Consider the following 20,787-nt stretch of genomic DNA (forward strand, 5'->3'; position numbering starts at 1 on the left):
CATAGGCAAACGAGGCAATGATGCCGAATCGAGTTATACACGCTGTGCTGGACCAGCTTCCGACTGAAACGTTGGGCAACGGAGCCCTGGTCCGGACCGCAGTGCGGGGCGACAAGTCGCTGACTACAGTGAATTGGTTCCATCCGGGTATTGGTGAACAAGCCGCCCCGCCGCACTCCCACCCTTTCGACCAAGTCAGCTTCGTCTTCCAAGGGCGTCTCGAGTTCGAGGTGGATGGACAGAAGTACCTGGTCTCTGCCGGTGAGGTTCTGCTCATCCCGGCGGATGTACCGCACACTGCTCGCCTGATCGGCGATGAAATCGCTCTGAACGTCGACGTCTACGCCCCGGTCCGGGCCGACTATCGCTATCTCGTGGCACACCATGCCGACGCCTTCGACGACGAGGCGCAGGAGGTACCGCAGTGAATAATTCGACGCAAACCGATGCGGCACAGCCTGTTCCGGTGGTACCGGCAGCGGCCGAGCACGTCTACGATGTGGCAATCGTGGGGTTCGGCCCGGCCGGCGCGGCCGCGGCAAACCTGGCCGGGCAGCTGGGACTGAACACAGTTGTCCTCGAGCGCGATCTTGATGTGTTCCCCCGTCAACGGGCCATCTCGGTCGACGCGGAGGCCATGCGGATCTTCCGCAACATTGGCCTGTACGACGAGGTCACCTCTCGTATGCATCGCGGTGTGGGGGTCAACTTCACCGGCCTGAACGGCAAGCCCTTCTTGCGAGTTCTGCCCATTCCGACTGAGCACTGTGACGAGGCACAGGCGAACTTCTTCCACCAGCCCTGGTTGGAGGAAGCTCTGCGAGAGGGTGCGAAGCGTTGGCCGACAGTCCAGATTCGGTGCGGCTGGGAGCACCAGTCCATCAGCCAGGATTCAGACGGTGTCACACTGCGTATTGCCGATGTCGCATCGGATCGCACCGACTCGATCAGGGCCCGTTACGTGCTGGCATGCGACGGTGGAAGCAGTTCTGTGCGCAAAGATCTCGGGATTACCTTCGCGGGCAAGTCCTACTCCGAGCAATGGATGGACGTACAGGCAAAGATCAAGCGTCCATTGCATTCGACGCCATACTTCGAATTTCTTTGCTCGCCGGAGCGACCGGGCGTCAAATGCCCGTGCCCGGGCGGCCACTATCGCTGGGAGTGGCGGATCAATCCGGGCGAAGATGCCGATCAGATGCTGCAGGAGTACCGGCTGTGGGAATTGCTCGGCGAACACGGGGTCACTCCTGACGATGTCGAGATCACTCGCACTTGGTCCTACACCTTCCACGTGCGCAAATGCGCACAGTGGCGCGTCGGACGCGTTCTGATGATCGGCGATGCCGCGCATGTCATGCCACCGTTCGCAGGTCAGGGCGTCTCGGGGGCCTTCCGCGATGCTGCCAATGTGGTGTGGAAGATCGCCGCGGTGCTGCGCAGGCAAGCCGACGAGTCGCTGCTGGACACCTATCAGGCAGAGCGGGAGCCACACCACGATGCGATGACGGCCGCAGCAATACGGATCGGTCGTCTGGTGATGCCGCCCAATCGGGCGGTGGCATGGATCCGTGACGTCAGCTTCCGATTGCTGCGCAAGCTTCCGGGTGTGGAGGTCGCCCTGAGCAAGAAGGTTCTCGAGCCCGCTCCGCTTACTACCGGCTATCTCGATTTGCCTGCCGGTCGAGGTAAGCGCGGTCCGGTCGGACAACTCATCAAAGCGGTGCCGATGGCGGCCCCTGGGGTGCGCATCGAGCACATCGATCAGGTGATCGGCGACGGCTGGGCAATTCTCGGCATGGATGCCGATCCACGCGCCGAGATGGCTCCGGAACTTGTCTCTGCGTGGGATGCGTACCGGCCGAACTACTTCACCGTGCGACCGGGGAACTCGGTTGTGGGTGAAGGCGAAATCGGCGACCCGCTCGGTCGGCTGTGGGAGTGGATGCAGCAGTACGACATTCGCTTCGTCATCGTGCGGCCTGACCGGTATGTGTACGCCGCAGCGAGGTCGGCTCAGCAGCTACCAGTGCCGGCACTCACCCAGATCGCCGCCGTGAGCGAACCGAGCCGCAAATGAGGGCTGATATCAACGACGATGTCGACGTCGCCATCGTGGGCTACGGGCCGGTCGGTCAGGCGTTGAGCGCCTTGCTCGGACGCGCGGGCCATCGCGTCGCGACGTTCGAACGACACGCGGAATGCTATCCCTTGCCCCGCGCAGTCCGTTTCGACGGCGAAGTGATGCGGATGCTTCAGCGACTCGGTATCGCGGAAGACATTGCAGCCGAAGCGCAACCGGTCCTCAACTACCAGTGGTTCGGTGTCGACCGCGAGTTGATTCTCGACATAGACATGTCGGTGCCGCATCCTTCCGGGTCGGCACAGTCGTACGTGTTCTATCAACCGATTCTCGAGCAGGCATTGGACCAGGCTGGTCGAGCACAGGACTCGGTAACCGTAGAACGCGGCTGGACTGTGGAACACGTACAGCAGCACGATGATTACGCGCAACTCTCGCTCCGCCGAGCCGACACCACGGGAGCGGGCCTAGCCGAAAGCTCGACCCGTACAGTGCGTGCACGCTACGTCATCGGGGCGGACGGCGCGAATTCCATTGTGCGCCAATGCGCTGGAATCGAGCGCACGGATCTCGGGTTCGCTGAGCACTGGCTCGTTGTGGACATTCGTCCGCATGACATCACCGCCTTCGAACATTTACCGAAAGCGGCCCAGCACTGCGATCCGCGACGTCCGTTCTCCGTGGTCGCCAATGGCCGGAGCTATCGCCGATGGGAATTCATGCTTCTGCCCGGCGAGCAGCCCGAAGCGTTCGCCAACGATCCCAACCTGGTGTGGAAGCTGCTCGAAAAGCACATCACACCGGACGAAGGAGTGCTGGTCCGTCATGCGGTCTACGAGTTCCGTTCACTGACCGCGAAGACGATGCGGCACGGTAGGATTCTGCTCGCAGGCGATGCAGCGCACCTTATGCCACCGTTCATGGGCGAGGGCATGTGCTCGGGCCTGCGCGATGCAATGAACCTCTCGTGGAAGCTCGATCTGGTGCTGAGGAGCGCGGCCACCGACGATCTTCTCGATTCCTACACCGTCGAACGCGCGCCGCAGAATGAGGCCGCGATCGCCATGTCCATCCAAATGGGGCGTGTTTCGTGTGAACTCGACCCTGCTTTGGCACTTGAGCGCGACGCTGCCCTGCGATCCGGCGCAGCGATGCCGCCGCCCCCACTTCCGGACCTGCCGGAGGGCGTCCGTCACCAGTCCGATACCGACACTGTCGCGGGCACATACGGGGTACAGGGCCGGTTCGACGGGCCGCACGGAACAGGGTGGGGCGATGACGTTCTGGGCACCGGATTCGCAGTTCTCACTGCCCGCGGCGATCCGTCGGCGGTCCTCGGCGCCGATCGCACCGATTTCCTGAGATCGATCGGTGCCGGAGTCGGAACACTCGATGCGCGGCAGCCGGGCTGTCTACGCGATTCCGACGGCAGGTTCTCGGACTGGCTGGTGGACCACAACCTCGAAGCAGTAGTCATCCGGCCGGACGGTTATACCTTCGGCGGGGTGGCGCAGGCTGGGGAATTGCCCGCCCTCATCGACGATCTGCGGCGGCGGCTCTCCGCTTTCGCGACGAGCCGGTAAAGAACTTCTCGAATACAAATCATGCGTGGAAGATATGACACGGTGCACGCAAGGAGAAAATCAATGGATCAGTCGATGGAACTAGGCTATCTGGGAGTGGAAGTAAGTAGTCCTGATGAATTCGGGAAATATGTGAATTCGATTCTCGGCCTGCAACCCGGTGATCGAACGGTTGACGGTGCACCGACATGGCGAATGGACACCAAGGCGCATCGGCTGATCGTGCACCAAGGCGACGCAGACGACGCTGCATACGTGGGTTTCGTCGCCGTCGACAATGCCGCGTTCGACCTGGCATGCGATCGATTGCGTGCCAGCGGCGCGGAAGTGGTCGAGGGCGCCGAGGCGGAGAAGGCGGTGCGCAGAGTCGACCGGCTCGTGCATACGACCGCTCCATGGGGCACTCGCGTCGAGCTCGCCTCGGGTCTCGCAGATGCCGCGACGCCGTTCGAATCGTCTTTGGTTCCCGGTGGTTTCGTGACCGCCAGCATGGGGGTCGGGCATGTCGTGTTCTTGGTTCCCGGCGGCCACGAGGAATTCGAGGCGGCCGACAGGTTCGTGATCGATGCCTTGGGCATGGTGCTCAGCGATGTAATGGAGACGGATATTCAGGGCATGGCGGTAGTCGGAAACTTTTATCACTGCAACAGCCGACATCATTCGCTTGCTTTGGTGCAGTTGCCGTTCCCGGTGCCGAAGAAGCTGGATCACATCATGATCGAGACGGTGTCGGAGGACAATGTCGGGCATGCGTATGACCGTGCACTGGCGGCCAAGGTACCGATTTCTCGGCATTTAGGTAAGCATCCGAATGATCGGATGTTCAGTTTCTACAGCGTTACGCCAGCGGGGTTCCAGATGGAATTCGGTGCGGGTGCGGTGCAGGTGGATGACAATTGGGAGGTTGTCACCTACGACCGGGTCAGCGCGTGGGGACACCACTCGTCCTGACCCAGTTGGCGACGGATCCGCGCTGCGGCCCATCTAGATAGGGCGCAGCCAATGCTCTGATCGAGCAATTCCGCCAGTCGCGCTGGCTGTCCTCCGCATTGTTCTGATCGACCTGGGACTTACCCGTCACATGAAGCCGATCGTCGAATCGGGACAGCAGCCAGCGGACCGCTCAACTGGCACCGCACTTCGTCGCAACTCGGAGCTCCTCGCCGCCTGCCGCACGCCGGGGCTCTTCAGGTGCCGCTTGCATACAGTTTGGTTTTGCTTTAGCGGGCCACGATGCAGGCGTGGCCCGCAGAATCCGTATCCTTGTATACAGAAGTTCGCGGGAACAGGAACGGACGGTTGACATGAGCGTTGTGGACGCAATATCCACCGATGAGGTGGTAGGTCGGGCGGAGCCGGTCAATAGCAAGGCCCATGCCTATGCGGAGGTGCGCAAGGCGATTATGGAGGGGCGCCTTGCGCCGGGTGAAGTGGTGTCGCAGGTCCAGCTCGCTGCCGAGCTCGACATCAGTCGGACACCGCTGCGTGAAGCCCTGCGGCAATTGCAGAGTGAAGGTCTGCTCGATGGCGACTTCAACAGGCGTATCCGAGTCGCTCCGCTAACTGTAGAGGACCTTGAACAGATCGCGGCCATGCGTATCGCGCTCGAAACGTTCGGTGTCCAATCGACGGTTCCGCTGCTGACGAAGCACGATCTCGAGGCGCTCCGCAATGCCTTCGCGCGGATGGACGACGCCCTGAAGCCTGGGGACTTAGCTCTCGACGAACACCGGATCCACCACCGTATCTTCCACACGACACTGTTCAGCCGGGTCGGCGGTCGAATGCGAACCCAGCTGACAGACCTGTGGGACAACGCCGAGCGCTACCGGGTTTTCTATCGGCAATCCGCGCAGAACCAGTTCGCGGTTGCCTGCACCGCGCAGGACGAGCACGCGAACATTCTCGAGGCCGCCGAACAAGGCCAGGCTCAGCGATGTGGACACCTCATCGCCGAGCACCTCGGGCGTACCGCATTGACATCGCTGGCGAAACTCGCACCTGCCCACGACCCGTGGATTGTGCGCGACGCAATTCGTTTTGCGACGGGCGTCGGAGTCCCCGACTCCAGACGGAAGTGAATTACTGAATACTGATTTAGGGGAGGAGGCGGCAACCCTGGACGTCGAAGTCGGGACGAATGGCTCCCCTCCTCGATTCCCGCTATGACAGCGGAACATCGGGATCGGCCAGGCTGTCCGGGTCCGGCGTGGCTCCTGCTGTGATTGCGCGGCGTGCATGGGCGAGTTCTTTGGGGCGATCGACGGTCAAGGCCCCGACGAGTCGACCGTCATCGGCCAGCCAAGCGGCGGTAGGCAGGCCAGAGGGATGCTCGCGCCAGATCAGTCTGTCCTGCGGGCGGTGCCAGCCGACGTACTGATAGCGGTGTCCGAACTGGTCGCTCCAGAAGTATGGAATCGGATCATGGACGGCGAGCGTGTCGCCTCCGCGGCTCAGTAGCACCTGCGCCGCCACGACCGCGCCCGTCGCAGCCTCATCCCAATGACCGGCGTGCACCCGCTGCTGTCTGCGTGGGGACCAACGCACCGCTACATCCCCCACGGCCAGTACGCCCGGGACCGAAGTGCGCAAATGCTCGTCGACCAGGACTCCGCGGTCGATGCGCACACCGCTGCTTTCCAACCATGCGGTCTCCGGTCGTGCGCCGACGCCGGTGACGACGACGTCGGCCGGAATATCCGTACCGTCGAGCAGCCGTACACCTCGCTCGTGCACTTCTTCGACGGCGGTGTTCAGGCGCAGGTCTGCCTCGGACCACAACGGCAGCAGCAGTCGTGTCGCGGCCTCGGTCCCGAGTACCTGGGAGCTGGGCGCCGGACCGGCCTCCACGCATGTGACGTGCGCGCCCCGGGCCAGTGCGGCGGTCGCGACCTCGGCGCCGATCCAGCTGGCTCCGATCAGAATGACGCGGCTCCCACGGGTCAGGCGGCCGCGCAAGGCTTGAGCGTCGTCCAGGGTGCGTAGGGTCAATTGCGGACCATTGCCGGGCAGCCGAATCGGTGTCGCCCCGGTGGCGATGACGAGTGCGTCGTAGCGGATTTCGGATCGATTCGTGGTGACCGATCGGCGCTCGGTATCCAACCCCACGGCAGACTCCGCCAGTCGGAGATGCACACCGAGGGCTGCTGCACTGAACGGCAAGGTCGGATCGTGATCGCGGTTCAACGTGTTCTTCGATAGCGGCGGACGATCATACGGCGCGTGCGGTTCATCGGAAAGCATTGTGATGTCGCCGGCAAAGCCGCGCTTGCGGACCTCCTCGCAGGTACGAGCGGCCGCGAGGCCGCCGCCTACGACGATCAGGCGACCTCGGTCCGGGATGAGGGCTGCGTTGTCCACTTCAGCAGAAAAGCAGCTCGGGCCCAGCGGACGCTTGTCGCACTCCGACAAGAACGGGACCGCCTTTGTGGTGTTCAGCCATCCTCTGTGGCCGTCGGAGCCGACAGGGTGTCAATGCACAAGCAAGGAGGCTTCCCATATGTCAACGAGTTTCGAGCTCGACCCGGCGACCACAGAGCTGGCCGCGCGGATGTCGGAGTTCATCAGCACGGTGGTCGTCCCCGAGGAGGCTCGCAGCGGTATGTCGCTGCACCACGCGGATGAACAATTACGGCAGCGATTGGTGGCGTCGGCCAAGCAGTTCGGGGTCTACGGGCCGCATGTGCCCAAGGAGTTCGGTGGACACGAGCTGTCGCTGCGACAGCTCGCGGTTGTGTTCGAGGAAGCTGGCCGATCCCTGCTCGGCCCACTGGCCATCCAGGCGCAGGCGCCCGACGAGGGCAATATCAATTTGCTCGACAAGGTCGCGAATTCCGAACAGCGGCAGCGATTTCTGGCTCCGCTCGCGTCCGGAGATATTCGCTCCTGCATCGTGATGACTGAGCCGGGCGGTGCGGGCTCGGACCCGAGCGCGCTGACCACGACTGCGAGCAAGACCGATCGCGGGTGGGTGGTCAACGGCCGCAAATGGTTCATCAGCGGGGCGCACGGCGCGACCTTCGGTATCGTGCTGGCCCGCACGAGCGGTAAGCCCGGCGACCGCGGCGGTGCCACGATGTTCCTCGTCGATATGGACACCCCTGGGCTGGAGGAGCTCCGGGTGATCGACAGCCTTGATGAGGGCTACTTCGGCGGGCACAGCGAGTTGGTATTCACCGATGTCGAGGTAGACGCCGACCGGGTGCTCGGCGAGGTCGATCTCGGATTGAAATACGCGCAGGTACGCCTGGGGCCGGCCCGCATGACGCACTGTATGCGGTGGCTCGGCATCGCCCAGCGATCGCAGGAGATCGCGCTCGAGCGTGCCGTCGCACGAGAAGTGTTCGGCTCCAAGTTGGCCGACCTGGGCATGGTGCAGCAGATGATCGCGGACAACGAGATCGATCTCGAGGCCAGCCGTGCGCTGCTCTACCGTACCTGCGCGGAACTGGACAGCGGCGCGACCGCGACCCGCTCCACCTCCATCACCAAGACCTTCGTGTCCGAAGCGCTCGGCCGGGTGGTGGACCGGTCGATCCAGATCTGCGGGGCCCTCGGGATTTCGCACGATACTCCGCTGTCGCGGTTCTACCGTGAGCTGCGGCCGTTTCGCATCTATGACGGCCCCTCGGAGGTCCATCGCTGGGCGATCGCGCGGCGCGCTGTCGGCCGCTTCGAGGCGAGCAGGACGAAATGACACCGGCGGCGACAGATTCGAAGCTGCTGCTCGAGCGGTTGCTGCGCCCTCGCAGTATCGCGTTGATCGGTGCGTCGGACGATCCAGTGAAGCTGACCGGACGTCCCATCGAGTACCTCAAGCGGTTCGGCTATCAGGGCAGAATCCTGCCGATCAACCCGAATCGCCAAGTCGTACAGGGTCTTCCGGCGTATCCGAATATCGGCGCGGTGGACGGAGAAATCGATCTGGCACTGATCGGAGTCTCTGCGGAGCGGACCGCGGATGCATTGCGTGAATGCGTGGCGAAGGGTGTCCCAGTCGCCATTGCCTATGCGTCCGGGTTCGCCGAAACCGGCGCGGACGGTGCCGCGCTGCAAGCGGAACTGGCCGGGATCTGCCGCGAATCGGGAATCCGATTGCTCGGGCCGAACTGTCTTGGACTTGTGGCAGCGCGCGATGCGGTGACGGTCACTTTTTCTTCGTCGCTGGACTCCGGTGACGCCTTACCGTCGGGTCCGGTCGGATTCGTCAGTCAGAGTGGAGCCTTCGGCACCTCGATCGCGAGTCGGCTGCGCGACGCGGGCGTCGGTGTCGGCTACTACGTCAACACGGGCAACGAAGTCGATCTCGATGCGGCCGAGCTACTCAGTGCGCTGACTGCGGCCGACGACGTGTCGGTGTTGCTGTGCTATCTCGAAGGCGTCCGAGACGGTCGTCGGTTCATCGAGATGGCACGCCAGGCAAGCGAGCTGAACAAGCCCGTCCTTGCGGTCAAGGTGGGCAGTTCGGCCGCCGGGGCCCGAGCGGTGAGTTCGCACACCGGCTCACTTGCGGGCGAAGATGCGATATTCGACACTGTCGCAAGGCAATTCGGTGTGGTGCGGGTGCCCGGAGTCGAGGCCATGCTGGATGCCGCGCAGTTGTTCGCCACCGGTCGTCGGATGTCTGGGCCTCGGCTGTCGATACTGAGTGTCTCCGGGGGAGCCGGTGTGCTCACCACCGATGCGGCCGAGGCTGCTGGTTTGATAGTCGGCGCATGGGATGAATCGTGGCAGGCCCGGATGGCGGAGGTGATTCCGCCGTTCGGTTCACCGGTCAATCCGATCGATGTCACCGCTGCCCTGATCAGCAAGCCCGAAATGCTCGGACGTGCACTCGATGTGGCCGTCGGACATCCCGACACCGATGCCATCGTGGTCGTGCTCACCAATGTCGAACGTGGTTCGGACGCCGTCGTTTCCGCATTGCTTGCGGCGGCGGACAGCACCGACAAGCCGCTCGTGGTGGTATGGATCGGCGGTAGCGGGCGGCCCGCGCAGGCACTCGGCGAAGCCGGAGTACCGACCTACCGGGACCCGCACCGCGCGGTCGCAGCGCTGTCGGCGATGGCTTGCCACGGGACACGCCCTGCGCTACCGGAAGTCCCGGAGTACGACGACATCGACCGGGCGGGGGCCGCGGCGGTGATCAACAAGGTCCGTGCTGAGGGCCGACGACAACTCGACGAACTGGAAGCCGCGAAAGTTCTGGCGGCATACGGCATTCCGACCGCAGCAGCGTATGCGGCGCAAACACCTTCGGAAGCGGCCCAGATATCGGGCCGACTCAGGTTCCCGGTAGCGGTGAAGATCTTGTCTGCCGAAATTGGGCACAAGAGTGAATTGGGTGGCGTGAAGCTCGGTCTGGCCAATGCGGAGATGGTCGAGGCAGCGGCACACGAGGTGCTGGCCGCCGCTGCCGCGGCCGGATATTCCGATGTCGGAGTGCTGGTTCAAGAGATGTCCCTGCCTGGACAGGAGATGGCGCTAGGGATCATGAACGATGCGGTGTTCGGACCGATCGTGCTCGCCGGTTCGGGTGGTGTCCTCATCGAGTTGATCGGCGACCGGGTTCTTCAGGTGCCTCCGGTGGATCGCGCGACGGCGGATCGCTGCATCGACGAGCTGCGAGCGGCCCGACTTCTGGCCGGGTATCGTGGCGGGCGCCCCAGGGACAGAGCGGCTTTCGCCGATGCGTTGAGTCGACTTTCTGTGCTGGCTGCCGACCTCGCGGAGGAGATCGCGGAGGTCGACGTGAATCCCGTCTTCGTCCACAACGAAGGCGAGGGTGTGACCGCCACGGACGCCCTCATCACGCTGACGGATGCAGCGCTGCGATGAATTCGTTGCGCGCCTGGGAGATTCACCGCCTCTCGGATGACCCCGAGCAGGCGCTGCGCATCGCGAGCTGCCCACCATCTCCTCCGCCGAGGAGTGGGGAGGTAGTGGTCGATGTTCGGGCAGTGGCGCTGGGATTTCCGGATCTGCTCGTAAGTCAGGGCAATTATCACGAGAAACCTAGGTTGCCCTGTATCCCCGGCGGTGAAGGTGTCGGAACCGTAGTCGCTGTGGGGGATTCGGTACCGCGAGAAATGATCGGCGGACGGTATCTGCTCACTCGCGACGGCCCAGCGCGTGGATTGCTCCGACAGCAGGTCACGCTGCACGTCGGCGAAGTTCTCCCGATATCAGATGTCATGCCGGACGCGGTGGCGGCATCGCTGTTTATCGCGTACCAGACCGCGTTCATGGCGCTGACTCGCCGACGCAAGGGAGACCTGCGGGCAGGTGAGACGCTGCTCGTGCACGGCGCCGCGGGCGGCGTCGGAAGTGCGGCTGTCGAACTGGGAAAGGCATTCGGCGCCCGAGTGATCGCTGTTGTCCGCGGTGCGGAGAAGATGGCCGCGGCGCTGCGCTCCGGTGCGGATGCCGTGGTCGACAGTGCGTCCGGGTCGATTGTCGATCGGGTCCTTGCCGAGACCGATGGGCGTGGAGCCGATGTCGTGTTCGATCCGGTCGGGGGCCCGGCTCTACAAGCATCAATGCGCTGCATCGCGGTGGAAGGGCGGATCCTGGTGGTCGGGTTCGCGAGCGGCGAGCGCCTTCCGGTGCCCACCAATCATGCGCTGGTAAAGAACTATTCAGTGATCGGATTCCGTACGCGGCCTTTCCGGCTCGATGAGGCGTACCGCCGCCAGGTGCACGATCAGCTCGTGGCGCTCTATGCCCAGGGGTTGATCCGGCCGTCGTGCCAACTGATCGGGTTCAACGATGTCCCGAAGGGCTTGCGGCAACTTCAGGACCGCGCCGTGACGGGGCGTCTCGTGGTCGACATGACCGAAGGGAGATTCGCGGGTGATGCCTGAGCACAACGCCAAGGAAGTCGATTATGTACCGAGATTGCCGAAGTTGGAGGGCGCCTTCAATTTCCGTGATGTCGGTGGTTTGCCGGTGCGTGGCGGCGGGCGGACTCGCGAGGGTCGGCTCTTCCGGAGCGACACGCTACAGGCTCTGACCGACGAGGATGTGCGCACCCTCGTAGCGGAATTAGGCATCGGGACAGTGGTCGATCTGCGTGCTGCTCACGAGGCCATCACGGAAGGACGAGGGCCACTGGCGAAACAGTCCACGGTCTATCTCAACGTGTCCCTTCCGGTAGCTCGAAACCCGATTCCGGCGGCAGCTCCGGGCCAGATGACCACGGAAATCTACCTGCGCAATCTGGAACCGGCTTCATCACTGTCGCGAGCGATTGCGCTGATCGCTGCGGCGATCGATCGGCCACTGGTTGTGCATTGTGCAGCCGGCAAAGATCGGACCGGAGTCACTGTTGCGGTCCTGCTCGACATCATTGGCGTCGAGCAGGAGGCGATCGTTGCCGACTACCTCGCGACGGCTCCCAATCTCGATCGGATGAACGAGCGATTCGAGACATGGACGCAATACCGCCTGCATCGCGCATCGATGCCGACGGAAATCTACCGAATCGAAGAGGCGGCTATACGGCTGTTCCTCGACGGGCTGTATTCGCGCTACGGGGGTGGCCGACAGTGGGCGTTGGACAGCGGCGTCGATCCTGTGCTGCTGGACCTGTTGACCAGAGCCCTCGTCGAGCGCTAGCGCCCGGCGGTTGTCGGTGAGCCCGGTCTCGCGGCCGGGCTCATCGTGCTCCGGTGGCCTCGAGTAATTCCAGTGTGCGTACAGCCAATTCGATGGGAAATCGGCTGTCGGCGTTCTGCAGATCCACATCGAGCACGCGGGCGATCCGCTTGAGCCGGTAGCGAACGGTGTTTTCGTGGATGAACAATGCCGCCGCCGTCCGCCCGCGGTGGCGGTCATTTGCCAGCCAGGCTCGCAGGGTGGCTAGGTCATCATCTCGGTTGTTGCGCTGATCGGCGTCGAGCAAGGGCCGCAGAATCCATTCCGCGCGTTCGGAAAGAGTGTCGGCATCTGAGGCCGGGGCCAGCAACTGCCAGGTCTTCAGTTCATCCGACGCCATGGTCCGACGCTGTCGGGCACGTGCGATCTGAATGGCGAGTTCAGCATCGGCGCGGCCTCTGCGGTAGTCGGAGGGCGTGGTGCAGACACGGCCGATACCAGCGACGAGTTGTGCGTCGCCGAAGGGTTCGGCCGCCTCGTCGAGCAGCGCGACGATCGCGTTGGTGGAGCCGAGGGCGGCCGGCAGAAGAACCCACACGTCGGTCTTGACCGGAATCACCGGACCGGCGCCAGGACGACGATGCACCGCCGCATCCAAGGTGCGCACCAAGTCGACCGAGATCGCCTCCGGCGGTCGACCCGGCTCCTTGGGCGGCAGGCCGATCCGCAGAACCATTCGTGGAGCCCGCAGATCGAAGCCAAGCAGCCCGGCTCGCTGCGCGAGTTCGGACGGATGCGCGGTATCCGACAGTAGTTCCACCACAAAATCTGCCTGCAACTGCAGCGCCGTAATCTCCCGCTCCCGGCGTCGTGCCAGATCCAGGGCCACCGTCTGCGCGAGCAACTGCGCTGCCTCGTCGCCGAACCCTTCACCTCGCAGTTCGAGACGGCCCAGATCCGTCTGTTCGACACGAAGGTCGAACCCGCGCAGTGGGGCGTCCCCACGCGCTGTGTGCGCGGCCAGTTCGACACCGTTCTCACCACACAGGCGAACAGCGCCGTCGAGACGCCGAGCCAGCCACGATATAACGGGCCGAGTGGGCTCTCCAGCCAAAAGCCGTTGTGCCAGTTGCGCAATCGTGTCGAAGGTGAAATCGACCTGCCGCACCCGGTCTCGCGCGCTCGCGCCGGCGATCACTGCGGCCGCCGTGGCTGCGAATGCCTCTGCCACCGGAAGATCCTGCTCGGTGAAGCTGTGTGGACGTCGCGAGCCCCAGTACAGGACGCCCGGGTGTTCCATCGGAAGTTGCACCGCGATACCCGAGACCAACTTCTCGATGTCCACGATGTTCTTGAACGCGGGATTGCGGCGCGGATCGCGTCGGTAATCGCGGATGATCGTGCTCTGCCCGGTGGCCGCGACCACACCGCCGATTCCGGTGCCCAGCTCCTGATGCCATCCCGTCGACAGTTGCGGTACGGCCAGACCGGTCCACCCCGCCATCTGCAGTACCTCGGGGCTGGCTTCGCTGGTCAATCCGACCCACGAGATCGGAACTCCGAACAGCGTGCACGCCGCCGACGTGACGTGACGCACGACCTCGGCCGGAGTGCCTCCACGTGCGCCGAGCTGGCGCAATACACCTTCAAGGAGCTGCAGGGTTTCCGGGCCTGTCGCTGCGGAGCGACCTGGTAAATCGGACATTGTCATCACCTCGATCTGGATTGTTCGTGGCATATGCCCGGAGCTGATTGTCTAACACCTACATTTCACCGGACCTAATTGTCTGTCTGCGACATACATCAGCTGCCTTCGGACGTGCAGTGTTACAGATCACAACGACGTGAGGTTGTGACGGGGCACACGCCCCGTAGCTGGTGAAGGAGGTGACAGGGTGGGTTGGCTGCATGGGCAGGTGGCGATCATTACCGGTGGCGGATCCGGTCTCGGACGGGCACTGGTGGAACGGTTCCTGGACGAGGGGGCACGAGTTGCCGTACTCCAGCTTTCGGCGCAGAAGGCGCAGGCGCTGCGCTCCGAGTTTCCCGATGTCCTGGTTGTCGACGGAGATGTCCGGTCGATCGAGGACAATCGCAACGTAGTCGCGCAGACCGTCGAGACCTTCGGCCACTTGGACTGCTTTATCGCCAATGCCGGGCTCTGGGATTTCAAGCAGGAGTTGCGAGAGCTCCCACTGTCGGACCTGGATCGAGCATTCGATGAGGTTTTCGGAGTCAATGTCAAGGGCGCGCTGGTGGGAGCGCGAGCAGCGGTCGAGGAGCTCACCCGCTCGCAGGGCAGCATCATCGTCTCCGCTTCGAACGCCAGTTTCTATCCTGGCGGCGGCGGGCCCATCTACACCGCATCCAAACACGCGCTGATCGGATTGGCCCGGCAGCTCGCGTACGAGCTTGCCCCCGATATTCGGGTCAACGCCGTCGCACCCGGCTACCTCCCCTCGGACCTGCGCGGCCCGGCCGCGCTCGGACAGGACGGCCGCACCCTGCGCGACCTCTACCCCACGGGTGAGTCCTATGCCGATCGCGCGGTGCTGGGTCGCCCGATTCACGCAGAGGACTACACGGGCGCATACGTTCTGCTCGCCTCGCGGCGCAATTCACCCACGGCAACCGGCACGGTCATCGACCTGTCCGGCGTCGGCGTTCGCGGGCGACGTGATCGTGGCGTTGCCTCGGCCACTACGAGAGAGAGTTCGGCATGACCGCGACGACCGACACGGATCGCGACTTGCAATACGAGATCGAGCAGTTCCTCTATCGCGAGGCGCGCCTGCTCGACAGCTGGCAGTGGCCGCAGTGGCTCGCACTGTTCGAGGACGATATTCGCTACTGGTGCCCGCTGCGCACGAACCGGCCGCGCCGCGAAATTGCCAAAGAGACAAGCAGTTACGGCGAATTGAGTCACTTCGACGACGATCGGCACTCGCTCGGTGTCCGTGTGGATCGCCTCGGCACCGGCATGGCTTGGGCGGAAGAACCGCCCTCGCGGACGCGGCATCTGATCACAAACGTATTGATCGACGAGGTTGGCGTCGCGGACCCGTTCGAGGTCGATGTCACTTCGAATTTCCTGCTCTACCGCACGAATTCCGAAACCAGCACCGATATATGGGCCGGATGTCGGCACGATCGGTTGCGCCGCCGCGACAACGAGTCGTTCGGCATCGCGCGACGCACCATCCTGCTCGACCAAGCGGTGCTCACGAGCAAGAACTTGAGCGTGATGTTCTGATGAAACCGACAGTTCGATCCCTGGCCTACTTCGTGATCGCATCGCCGCATCTCGACGAGTGGGCTGAGTTCGCGAAAAACGTTGTGGGCGCGGAAGTCTCGCGTACCCCCAATGGTGGAGTCCGGGCTCGTTTCGATGCCCGGTCCTGGCGGTGGGCAATCGAGCCGGGCCCCGACGACCGGCTCACCGCCCTCGGCTGGGAACTTGCCACCGTCGACGAACTGGACCGGCTCGCGACAATTATCGGCGCAGAGCGCGCCAGCGACGAGTTCGCGGTCGAACGTGCCGCGACGGCTTTGGCAAGTGTCGCCGACACGGCCGGCACCGTTCACGAACTAGTGGCCGGTTCGGTGTTGGATCCGCGGCCGGTACCCGCCCCGTACGGCGCACGGTTCGTTGCCGACGAACTGGGACTCGGTCATTCAGTTGTCGTGTCACCGGATTTCGCGGCGAGCCTATCGTTCGCTACCGAACAGCTGGGGCTGCGGGTGACGGACACGATCACCCGACCCAAGGGCGTGGTGGCCTTCCTGCATTGCAATCCAAGGCATCACAGCTTGGCGCTCGTACAAGGCCCGGCCGACGCCCCACCTTCGCTGAACCACGTTATGGCGCAGGTGGATTCGGTCGACGCAGTAGGCGCGGTGCTGGAACGGGCCGAGGAGTCCAACACACTCAGCCGCACCTTGGGTCGCCACACCAACGACCGCATGCTCAGTTTCTACTGCTGGACGCCGTCGGGATTCGAACTCGAATTCGGCACCGGCGCCCGCATCATCGACCCCTCGAATTGGGTCGTCTCCGACTACGCCGCCACCAGCACGTGGGGGCATCGCAAGCTCGACAAGGAGGACGCCAGATGAGCTGGATCCGTGCCTGCGCCGTCACGGAGGTGCCTGAAGGTGAGGCCGTCTGCCTCGCGGCCGGGTCGTGTCCGATCGCGGTCTGGAACTCTGGCGGTGAGTACATCGCGACGGCGGACATCTGCACCCATGAGGAAGCTTCGCTCGCCGAGAACGGCTACCTCGACGACGGTGTTATCGAATGCGGTCTGCACATGGCGCGCTACGACGTGCGCACCGGCAAGGCGCTGCAGTTTCCAGCCGAGATCGACTTAGCCGTCTACCCCACGAAAGTCCAGGACGGCCAGGTGTTTGTGGAGGTGTCGTCATGACCGTCGACCTGAGTACGTTGGTCGATACGGAGAACGGGTTGATCAACCGGACGGTTTTCACCGACCCGGTGATCTATGAGCAGGAGTTGCAGCGCATCTTCGCCCGCTGCTGGACCTTTTTGTGTCACGAGTCCCAGCTCGGCCGACCAGGCGACTTCTTCACCACCTATATGGGTGAAGATCCCGTGATCGTGGTGCGCCGCCGTGATGGCTCGCTCGGTTGTTTCCTGAACAGTTGCCGCCACCGCGGCATGAGAGTCTGCCGGGCGGACACGGGCAATACCAAGGTTTTCACCTGCACGTATCACGGCTGGTCCTACGACACCGACGGGAAGCTGAAAAACGTTCCGTATGAGCGCGAGGCATACTACGACGAGATCGACAAGTCGAAGTGGGGTCTGACCGAGGTCGCGCGGCTCGATACGTACAAGGGCTTGGTATTCGCCACCTGGGATCCCACCGCGCCATCACTGCTGGAGTATCTCGGCGACTTCTGCTGGTATCTGGACGGCCTGGTCGACCGGCGCGCCGGCGGCACCGAGGTGGTCGGCGGTGTGCAGCGGTGGCGGTTCAAAGGCAATTGGAAGCTGGCCGCCGAGCAGTTCGCCTCCGACAACTACCATGCGCCATCCAGCCACGCCTCCGCCATCGCGGCGCTGACGAAGGACGTGGACAAGCAGGTTGCCCGGCTCGGCCGTAACGACGGCGCGCAGTTCTCCTCGGACCTCGGCCATGCCACGGGGTTCTCCCTCGGCAAGAACCTCGAGCACAAGCTGCTCGGCCGTGGGTTCCCACGGATCCTGGTGGACTATCAGCTTTCGATTTGGGACGAGGTCGTCGAAAGGCTGGGGGAGGACCGGTTCCTGGGGCCGGCGACCAGCGGGCACGCCAATGTCTTCCCGAACTTCGCGTACCTGCCCGGCTTCCAAACCCTTCGCGTGTGGCATCCCAAGGGGCCCGACGAAATGGAAATCTACGCATGGGTTCTCGTCGATAAGGACGCGCCGGCCGAGGTCAAGGAGGCGCAGCGCCGTTTCGCGCAGCTGACCTTCGGCGCCTCGGGAATTCTCGAACAGGACGACGGCGAGAACTGGGCCGAGATCCAGCGCAACCTGCGCGGTGCGATCACTCGCCGTGAACCGTTCAACTATCAAATGGGCCTCGGTCATGAGTGGACCGAGGACGGCCGCTATCCGGGCCGCCTGGGGTGGTACGCCTCCGAGCAGGCCGCCCGCGGGTTCTACCGCCGATATGTCCAGCTGATGGAGGCCGAAACCTTTCCCACCGAAGCGCCGAAGGGGCCCGCGGTTCGGTCCGGCCGACCCGATAACGGAGGAATCCGATGAAGCAGTTCAGTCTCTCGCGCGAGCCCGAGTGCAAGCCGCTCGACCAGTGGCGGTCGGTGTGGATCGAGTTGATGGGCGCACAGGTTCGTTACGTGCAAGGCGAGCGGTGGCGGCACCGCATCCTGGAGGCAGGCACACCGGACAAGCCGCCGCTGTTGTTGCTGCACGGGATCGGCGCACACGCCGAATGCTGGGCCCGCAACCTGACCGCACTCGGCGAGCAGTTCCACGTGGTGGCGGCCGACATGGTGTTCCACGGCTATTCCGGAAAGAACGATTGGGATCCAGGCCGTTGGATCGAGCTGCTCGCCGAGGGCGTGATCGATTTGATGGATGGGCTCGGTTGGGATGATGCGTACGTCCAAGGCGAATCCCTTGGCGGACATGTGACTTTCAATGTCGGCATGCGTTTTCCGCAGCGCCTGCGACGCATCATTCTCAACACTGGCCTGCCCCGGCTGCGTTTCCCGGATCAGCCGCCGCCGATCACCCGCGGCGGCGGCACATCGAATCTGTCCGAGCTGTCGCAGCGCTCGATCACCGCTCCGACCTTCGAGCATTTGCGCCCGCGGATGGAATGGCTGGTCTCCAAGCCCGACCGCATGACCAAGGAGATGATCGGCGTTCGACTGAAGCTCTATCAGGATCCGGACATCAACGCCTCGATCCGCCGCATCTACGGAATCGACACCGAATGGCCGCACATCACCGTATACCCGGCCGAGGAGGCGGCGAAGTTCGTCCCCGAAACGCTCGTGCTGTGGACCGAGCACAATCCGGACAAGGCCTGGGATGAGGCTCGGAAGACCGCGGAGGTGCTACCGAACGCCCAGTACTACGTCATCGGGGATGCGGGCCATTGGCCGCAATGGGAGAAGCCCGAACTGCACGACGCAATCCTCGTCGACTGGTTCCTCGGGAGCTGATCTCGTGTCCGTCAACACATTTGATTCACAACACCGATCGCGCGCGGAAGTCGCGCGAAGGACAAAGGAGTTCTGGTGAGCGACAAAATCTGGGTTTGCGACGACGAGCCCAGCGTACGGTTCCCCCTCTACACCCGCGGCAATGTATCCGAGGTATTCGTCGAAGCTGTTTCACCGCTGACCTGGAGCGCCTATGGACCACACTCATGGGAGCCCGGCTGGCGTGACGCTCTTTATCGGATGGGCGTTTTCACACCGGACGAATTCCGGCCAGAGGGCCAGTGCGAGGTGACCTGCTGCTTCGGCGGCTACATCTACCTCAATGTCTCCCTGCAGCGCACCTTCGCGGTTCGGATGCCGGGTATGACGCCGGAGGCGATCGACCAGGCATTCTTCGGCGACCACCCCGATGTGCCCCCCTACCGGCCCGACCCGCGCGACGAGAACGCCGAGTGCTCACAGGCGGTGGCGGAATGGCTCACCTCGTTGTTCACCACGACCGAGCTCCCCGAATTGGCCTACGACACTGCTCGTTTGGACGCCCTGGTGGCGAATCGCCCACAATTGTCCGAGCTCAGCGATACCGAACTAGTCGCGCGCTTCCGTGAGCTGCGCGGTGAAAATCGCTACTTCTTCTCCAAGCACATCTATTTGACCAATTGTTCGAATGTCATCGCCGCTGTCGTGGCCCAGATCGCCGCAGCCGTGCAAGCTCCCGAACTCGCTGCGCGAGTGACAACTTCACTCGACATTCCGTCGGCACAGCAGTCCTTCGATATGTGGGAGTTGTCGCGGGTGGTAGCTCATTCCACGGCCTTGACCGACGAGTTCGATGCCGGCGTCGAGGGCTTGATCGATCGGCTGCGGGCATCCTCAGCGCAGGTCGTGAAAGAATTTCTGGCACAGTGGGATTCATTTATCGAGCGCTGGGGATTCCTCGGCCCGAGCGTATGGGAGTTCCGTTCTCCCACATTCGCCACGGATCCGTTGATTCCGCTGCGCATGCTGGACCGCGCGCGCCGCGCTCCCGACGATGCCGCGCCGCGCGATCGGTCTGCCACGCTGCAATCGGAGCGTGACAGTGCCATCGCGGAAATCTCGGAGCGGCTGGCTGGCACCCCGGATGTGCAGGCCCAGTTCCTCGGCGCGGCGCAGGGCGCCCGGGTGTTCCTGCCCGGCCGGGAACGCACAAAGCTCAACTCCACCCGTATGACCGAAGAGGTCCGTGCGAACCTGCGCGAGCTCGGTACCCGGCTTGTGGAGCGGGGCGTGCTGTCGACCTGGCAGCATTTGCTGCTGGTCACCGATGACGAACTGGACGACTTCGTTTCCGATCCGGGGCGTTTTGCAGACCTGCTGCTCGAGCGACAGGCACGACTGGAACTGCTGATGTCGAAGGTTCCGCCTTTCGTGTTCGAAGGTGAGGTGCCGCCGCTGGCCACGTTCGAGGATCGGGCCCGCGAACCGAAGCCGCCTGTCCAGACCGGCGACGTGCTTACCGGATTGCCGGTCTCACAAGGTGTTTACACCGGTCCTGCACGCGTTATCGACTCGCTGGACGACGACAGCGACCTCGAACCCGGTGAGATCATCGTCGCCGTCACCACAGATTCGTCATGGGGCCCGTTGTTCCTGGCCGCTGGCGCGGTGGTGTGCCAGGTGGGTGCTGCCATTTCGCACGCTGCGATCGTCGCGCGCGAACTCGGGATCCCCGCTGTGGTGTCGGTGCCCGACTGCGTCGAGCAGATCAAGACCGGCACGATTCTCACCGTCGATGGCTCCACCGGCACAGTAACCGTGGGCTGACCAGTAGAAACGATATTCGAT

General features: G+C 63.6%; 18 protein-coding genes. 16 read left to right on the plus strand and 2 right to left on the minus strand.

Features of this window, described 5'->3' with window-relative positions:
* Positions 1-71: 71 nt before the first annotated feature.
* The 5 genes from ACQPYR_RS21980 to ACQPYR_RS22000 all read left to right on the plus strand — a co-directional run bounded on the left by ACQPYR_RS21980 (position 72) and on the right by ACQPYR_RS22000 (position 5,747).
* Positions 72-428, plus strand: a complete 357-nt coding sequence (locus tag ACQPYR_RS21980) for a cupin domain-containing protein (protein ID WP_433634935.1) — start codon at positions 72-74, stop codon at positions 426-428.
* Positions 425-2,080: a bifunctional 3-(3-hydroxy-phenyl)propionate/3-hydroxycinnamic acid hydroxylase gene (locus ACQPYR_RS21985; RefSeq protein WP_433634937.1), complete on the plus strand. Its 1,656-nt coding sequence runs from the start codon at positions 425-427 to the stop codon at positions 2,078-2,080. Before ACQPYR_RS21980 ends, ACQPYR_RS21985 begins: the two co-directional genes overlap by 4 nt.
* Entirely contained in the window at positions 2,077-3,666 is a 1,590-nt protein-coding gene (locus ACQPYR_RS21990; RefSeq protein WP_433634939.1) for a bifunctional 3-(3-hydroxy-phenyl)propionate/3-hydroxycinnamic acid hydroxylase, read from the plus strand. Before ACQPYR_RS21985 ends, ACQPYR_RS21990 begins: the two co-directional genes overlap by 4 nt.
* Before the next feature lie 63 nt (positions 3,667-3,729).
* Positions 3,730-4,617, plus strand: coding sequence for a VOC family protein (locus tag ACQPYR_RS21995; RefSeq protein WP_433634941.1), 888 nt, complete (start codon positions 3,730-3,732; stop codon positions 4,615-4,617).
* Between the two features lie 353 nt (positions 4,618-4,970).
* On the plus strand, positions 4,971-5,747 hold the full coding sequence (locus ACQPYR_RS22000) for a GntR family transcriptional regulator (RefSeq protein WP_433634943.1): 777 nt from the start codon (positions 4,971-4,973) through the stop codon (positions 5,745-5,747).
* Positions 5,748-5,829: 82 nt separating this feature from the next.
* Here ACQPYR_RS22000 and ACQPYR_RS22005 read toward each other — a convergent pair whose 3' ends face one another.
* Entirely contained in the window at positions 5,830-7,026 is a 1,197-nt protein-coding gene (locus tag ACQPYR_RS22005) for an NAD(P)/FAD-dependent oxidoreductase (protein ID WP_433634945.1), read from the minus strand.
* A gap of 139 nt (positions 7,027-7,165) precedes the next feature.
* On the opposite strand from ACQPYR_RS22005, the gene ACQPYR_RS22010 reads away from it, so the two are divergent.
* Genes ACQPYR_RS22010 through ACQPYR_RS22025 form a run of 4 tightly spaced genes read left to right on the plus strand, consistent with a single transcriptional unit; the run spans position 7,166 to position 12,282 of the window.
* Entirely contained in the window at positions 7,166-8,362 is a 1,197-nt protein-coding gene (locus ACQPYR_RS22010; RefSeq protein ID WP_433634947.1) for an acyl-CoA dehydrogenase family protein, read from the plus strand.
* Positions 8,359-10,503: an acetate--CoA ligase family protein gene (locus ACQPYR_RS22015; protein WP_433634949.1), complete on the plus strand. Its 2,145-nt coding sequence runs from the start codon at positions 8,359-8,361 to the stop codon at positions 10,501-10,503. The genes ACQPYR_RS22010 and ACQPYR_RS22015 overlap by 4 nt, the downstream gene beginning before the upstream one ends.
* Entirely contained in the window at positions 10,500-11,528 is a 1,029-nt protein-coding gene (locus ACQPYR_RS22020) for an NADPH:quinone oxidoreductase family protein (RefSeq protein ID WP_433634951.1), read from the plus strand. Before ACQPYR_RS22015 ends, ACQPYR_RS22020 begins: the two co-directional genes overlap by 4 nt.
* Positions 11,521-12,282, plus strand: a complete 762-nt coding sequence (locus ACQPYR_RS22025; protein WP_433634953.1) for a tyrosine-protein phosphatase — start codon at positions 11,521-11,523, stop codon at positions 12,280-12,282. The genes ACQPYR_RS22020 and ACQPYR_RS22025 overlap by 8 nt, the downstream gene beginning before the upstream one ends.
* Before the next feature lie 40 nt (positions 12,283-12,322).
* Here ACQPYR_RS22025 and ACQPYR_RS22030 read toward each other — a convergent pair whose 3' ends face one another.
* The gene (locus ACQPYR_RS22030) at positions 12,323-13,966 is read right to left on the minus strand and encodes a helix-turn-helix domain-containing protein (RefSeq protein WP_433634955.1); all 1,644 of its coding nucleotides are present in this window, start codon (positions 13,964-13,966) and stop codon (positions 12,323-12,325) included.
* Between the two features lie 190 nt (positions 13,967-14,156).
* On the opposite strand from ACQPYR_RS22030, the gene hcaB reads away from it, so the two are divergent.
* The 7 genes from hcaB to ACQPYR_RS22065 all read left to right on the plus strand — a co-directional run bounded on the left by hcaB (position 14,157) and on the right by ACQPYR_RS22065 (position 20,766).
* Positions 14,157-14,984 carry a 3-(cis-5,6-dihydroxycyclohexa-1,3-dien-1-yl)propanoate dehydrogenase gene (hcaB, locus tag ACQPYR_RS22035; RefSeq protein WP_433634957.1) on the plus strand — a complete coding sequence of 276 codons (828 nt, stop codon included), beginning with the start codon at positions 14,157-14,159 and terminating at the stop codon, positions 14,982-14,984.
* The gene (locus ACQPYR_RS22040; protein WP_433634959.1) at positions 14,981-15,514 is read left to right on the plus strand and encodes an aromatic-ring-hydroxylating dioxygenase subunit beta; all 534 of its coding nucleotides are present in this window, start codon (positions 14,981-14,983) and stop codon (positions 15,512-15,514) included. The genes hcaB and ACQPYR_RS22040 overlap by 4 nt, the downstream gene beginning before the upstream one ends.
* On the plus strand, positions 15,514-16,377 hold the full coding sequence (locus ACQPYR_RS22045) for a VOC family protein (RefSeq protein ID WP_433634961.1): 864 nt from the start codon (positions 15,514-15,516) through the stop codon (positions 16,375-16,377). Before ACQPYR_RS22040 ends, ACQPYR_RS22045 begins: the two co-directional genes overlap by 1 nt.
* Positions 16,374-16,688: a non-heme iron oxygenase ferredoxin subunit gene (locus ACQPYR_RS22050; protein ID WP_433634963.1), complete on the plus strand. Its 315-nt coding sequence runs from the start codon at positions 16,374-16,376 to the stop codon at positions 16,686-16,688. The genes ACQPYR_RS22045 and ACQPYR_RS22050 overlap by 4 nt, the downstream gene beginning before the upstream one ends.
* Positions 16,685-18,034, plus strand: a complete 1,350-nt coding sequence (locus tag ACQPYR_RS22055) for an aromatic ring-hydroxylating dioxygenase subunit alpha (protein WP_433634965.1) — start codon at positions 16,685-16,687, stop codon at positions 18,032-18,034. Before ACQPYR_RS22050 ends, ACQPYR_RS22055 begins: the two co-directional genes overlap by 4 nt.
* A complete protein-coding gene (locus ACQPYR_RS22060) occupies positions 18,031-18,960 on the plus strand; it encodes an alpha/beta fold hydrolase (RefSeq protein ID WP_433634967.1) in 930 nt (309 codons plus the stop codon). The genes ACQPYR_RS22055 and ACQPYR_RS22060 overlap by 4 nt, the downstream gene beginning before the upstream one ends.
* Positions 18,961-19,035: 75 nt before the next feature.
* Entirely contained in the window at positions 19,036-20,766 is a 1,731-nt protein-coding gene (locus tag ACQPYR_RS22065) for a PEP-utilizing enzyme (RefSeq protein ID WP_433634969.1), read from the plus strand.
* Positions 20,767-20,787 lie beyond the last annotated feature (21 nt).

Origin of the sequence: Nocardia sp. CA-120079, from assembly GCF_050955745.1 — a bacterium.
Lineage (GTDB): Bacteria > Actinomycetota > Actinomycetes > Mycobacteriales > Mycobacteriaceae > Nocardia.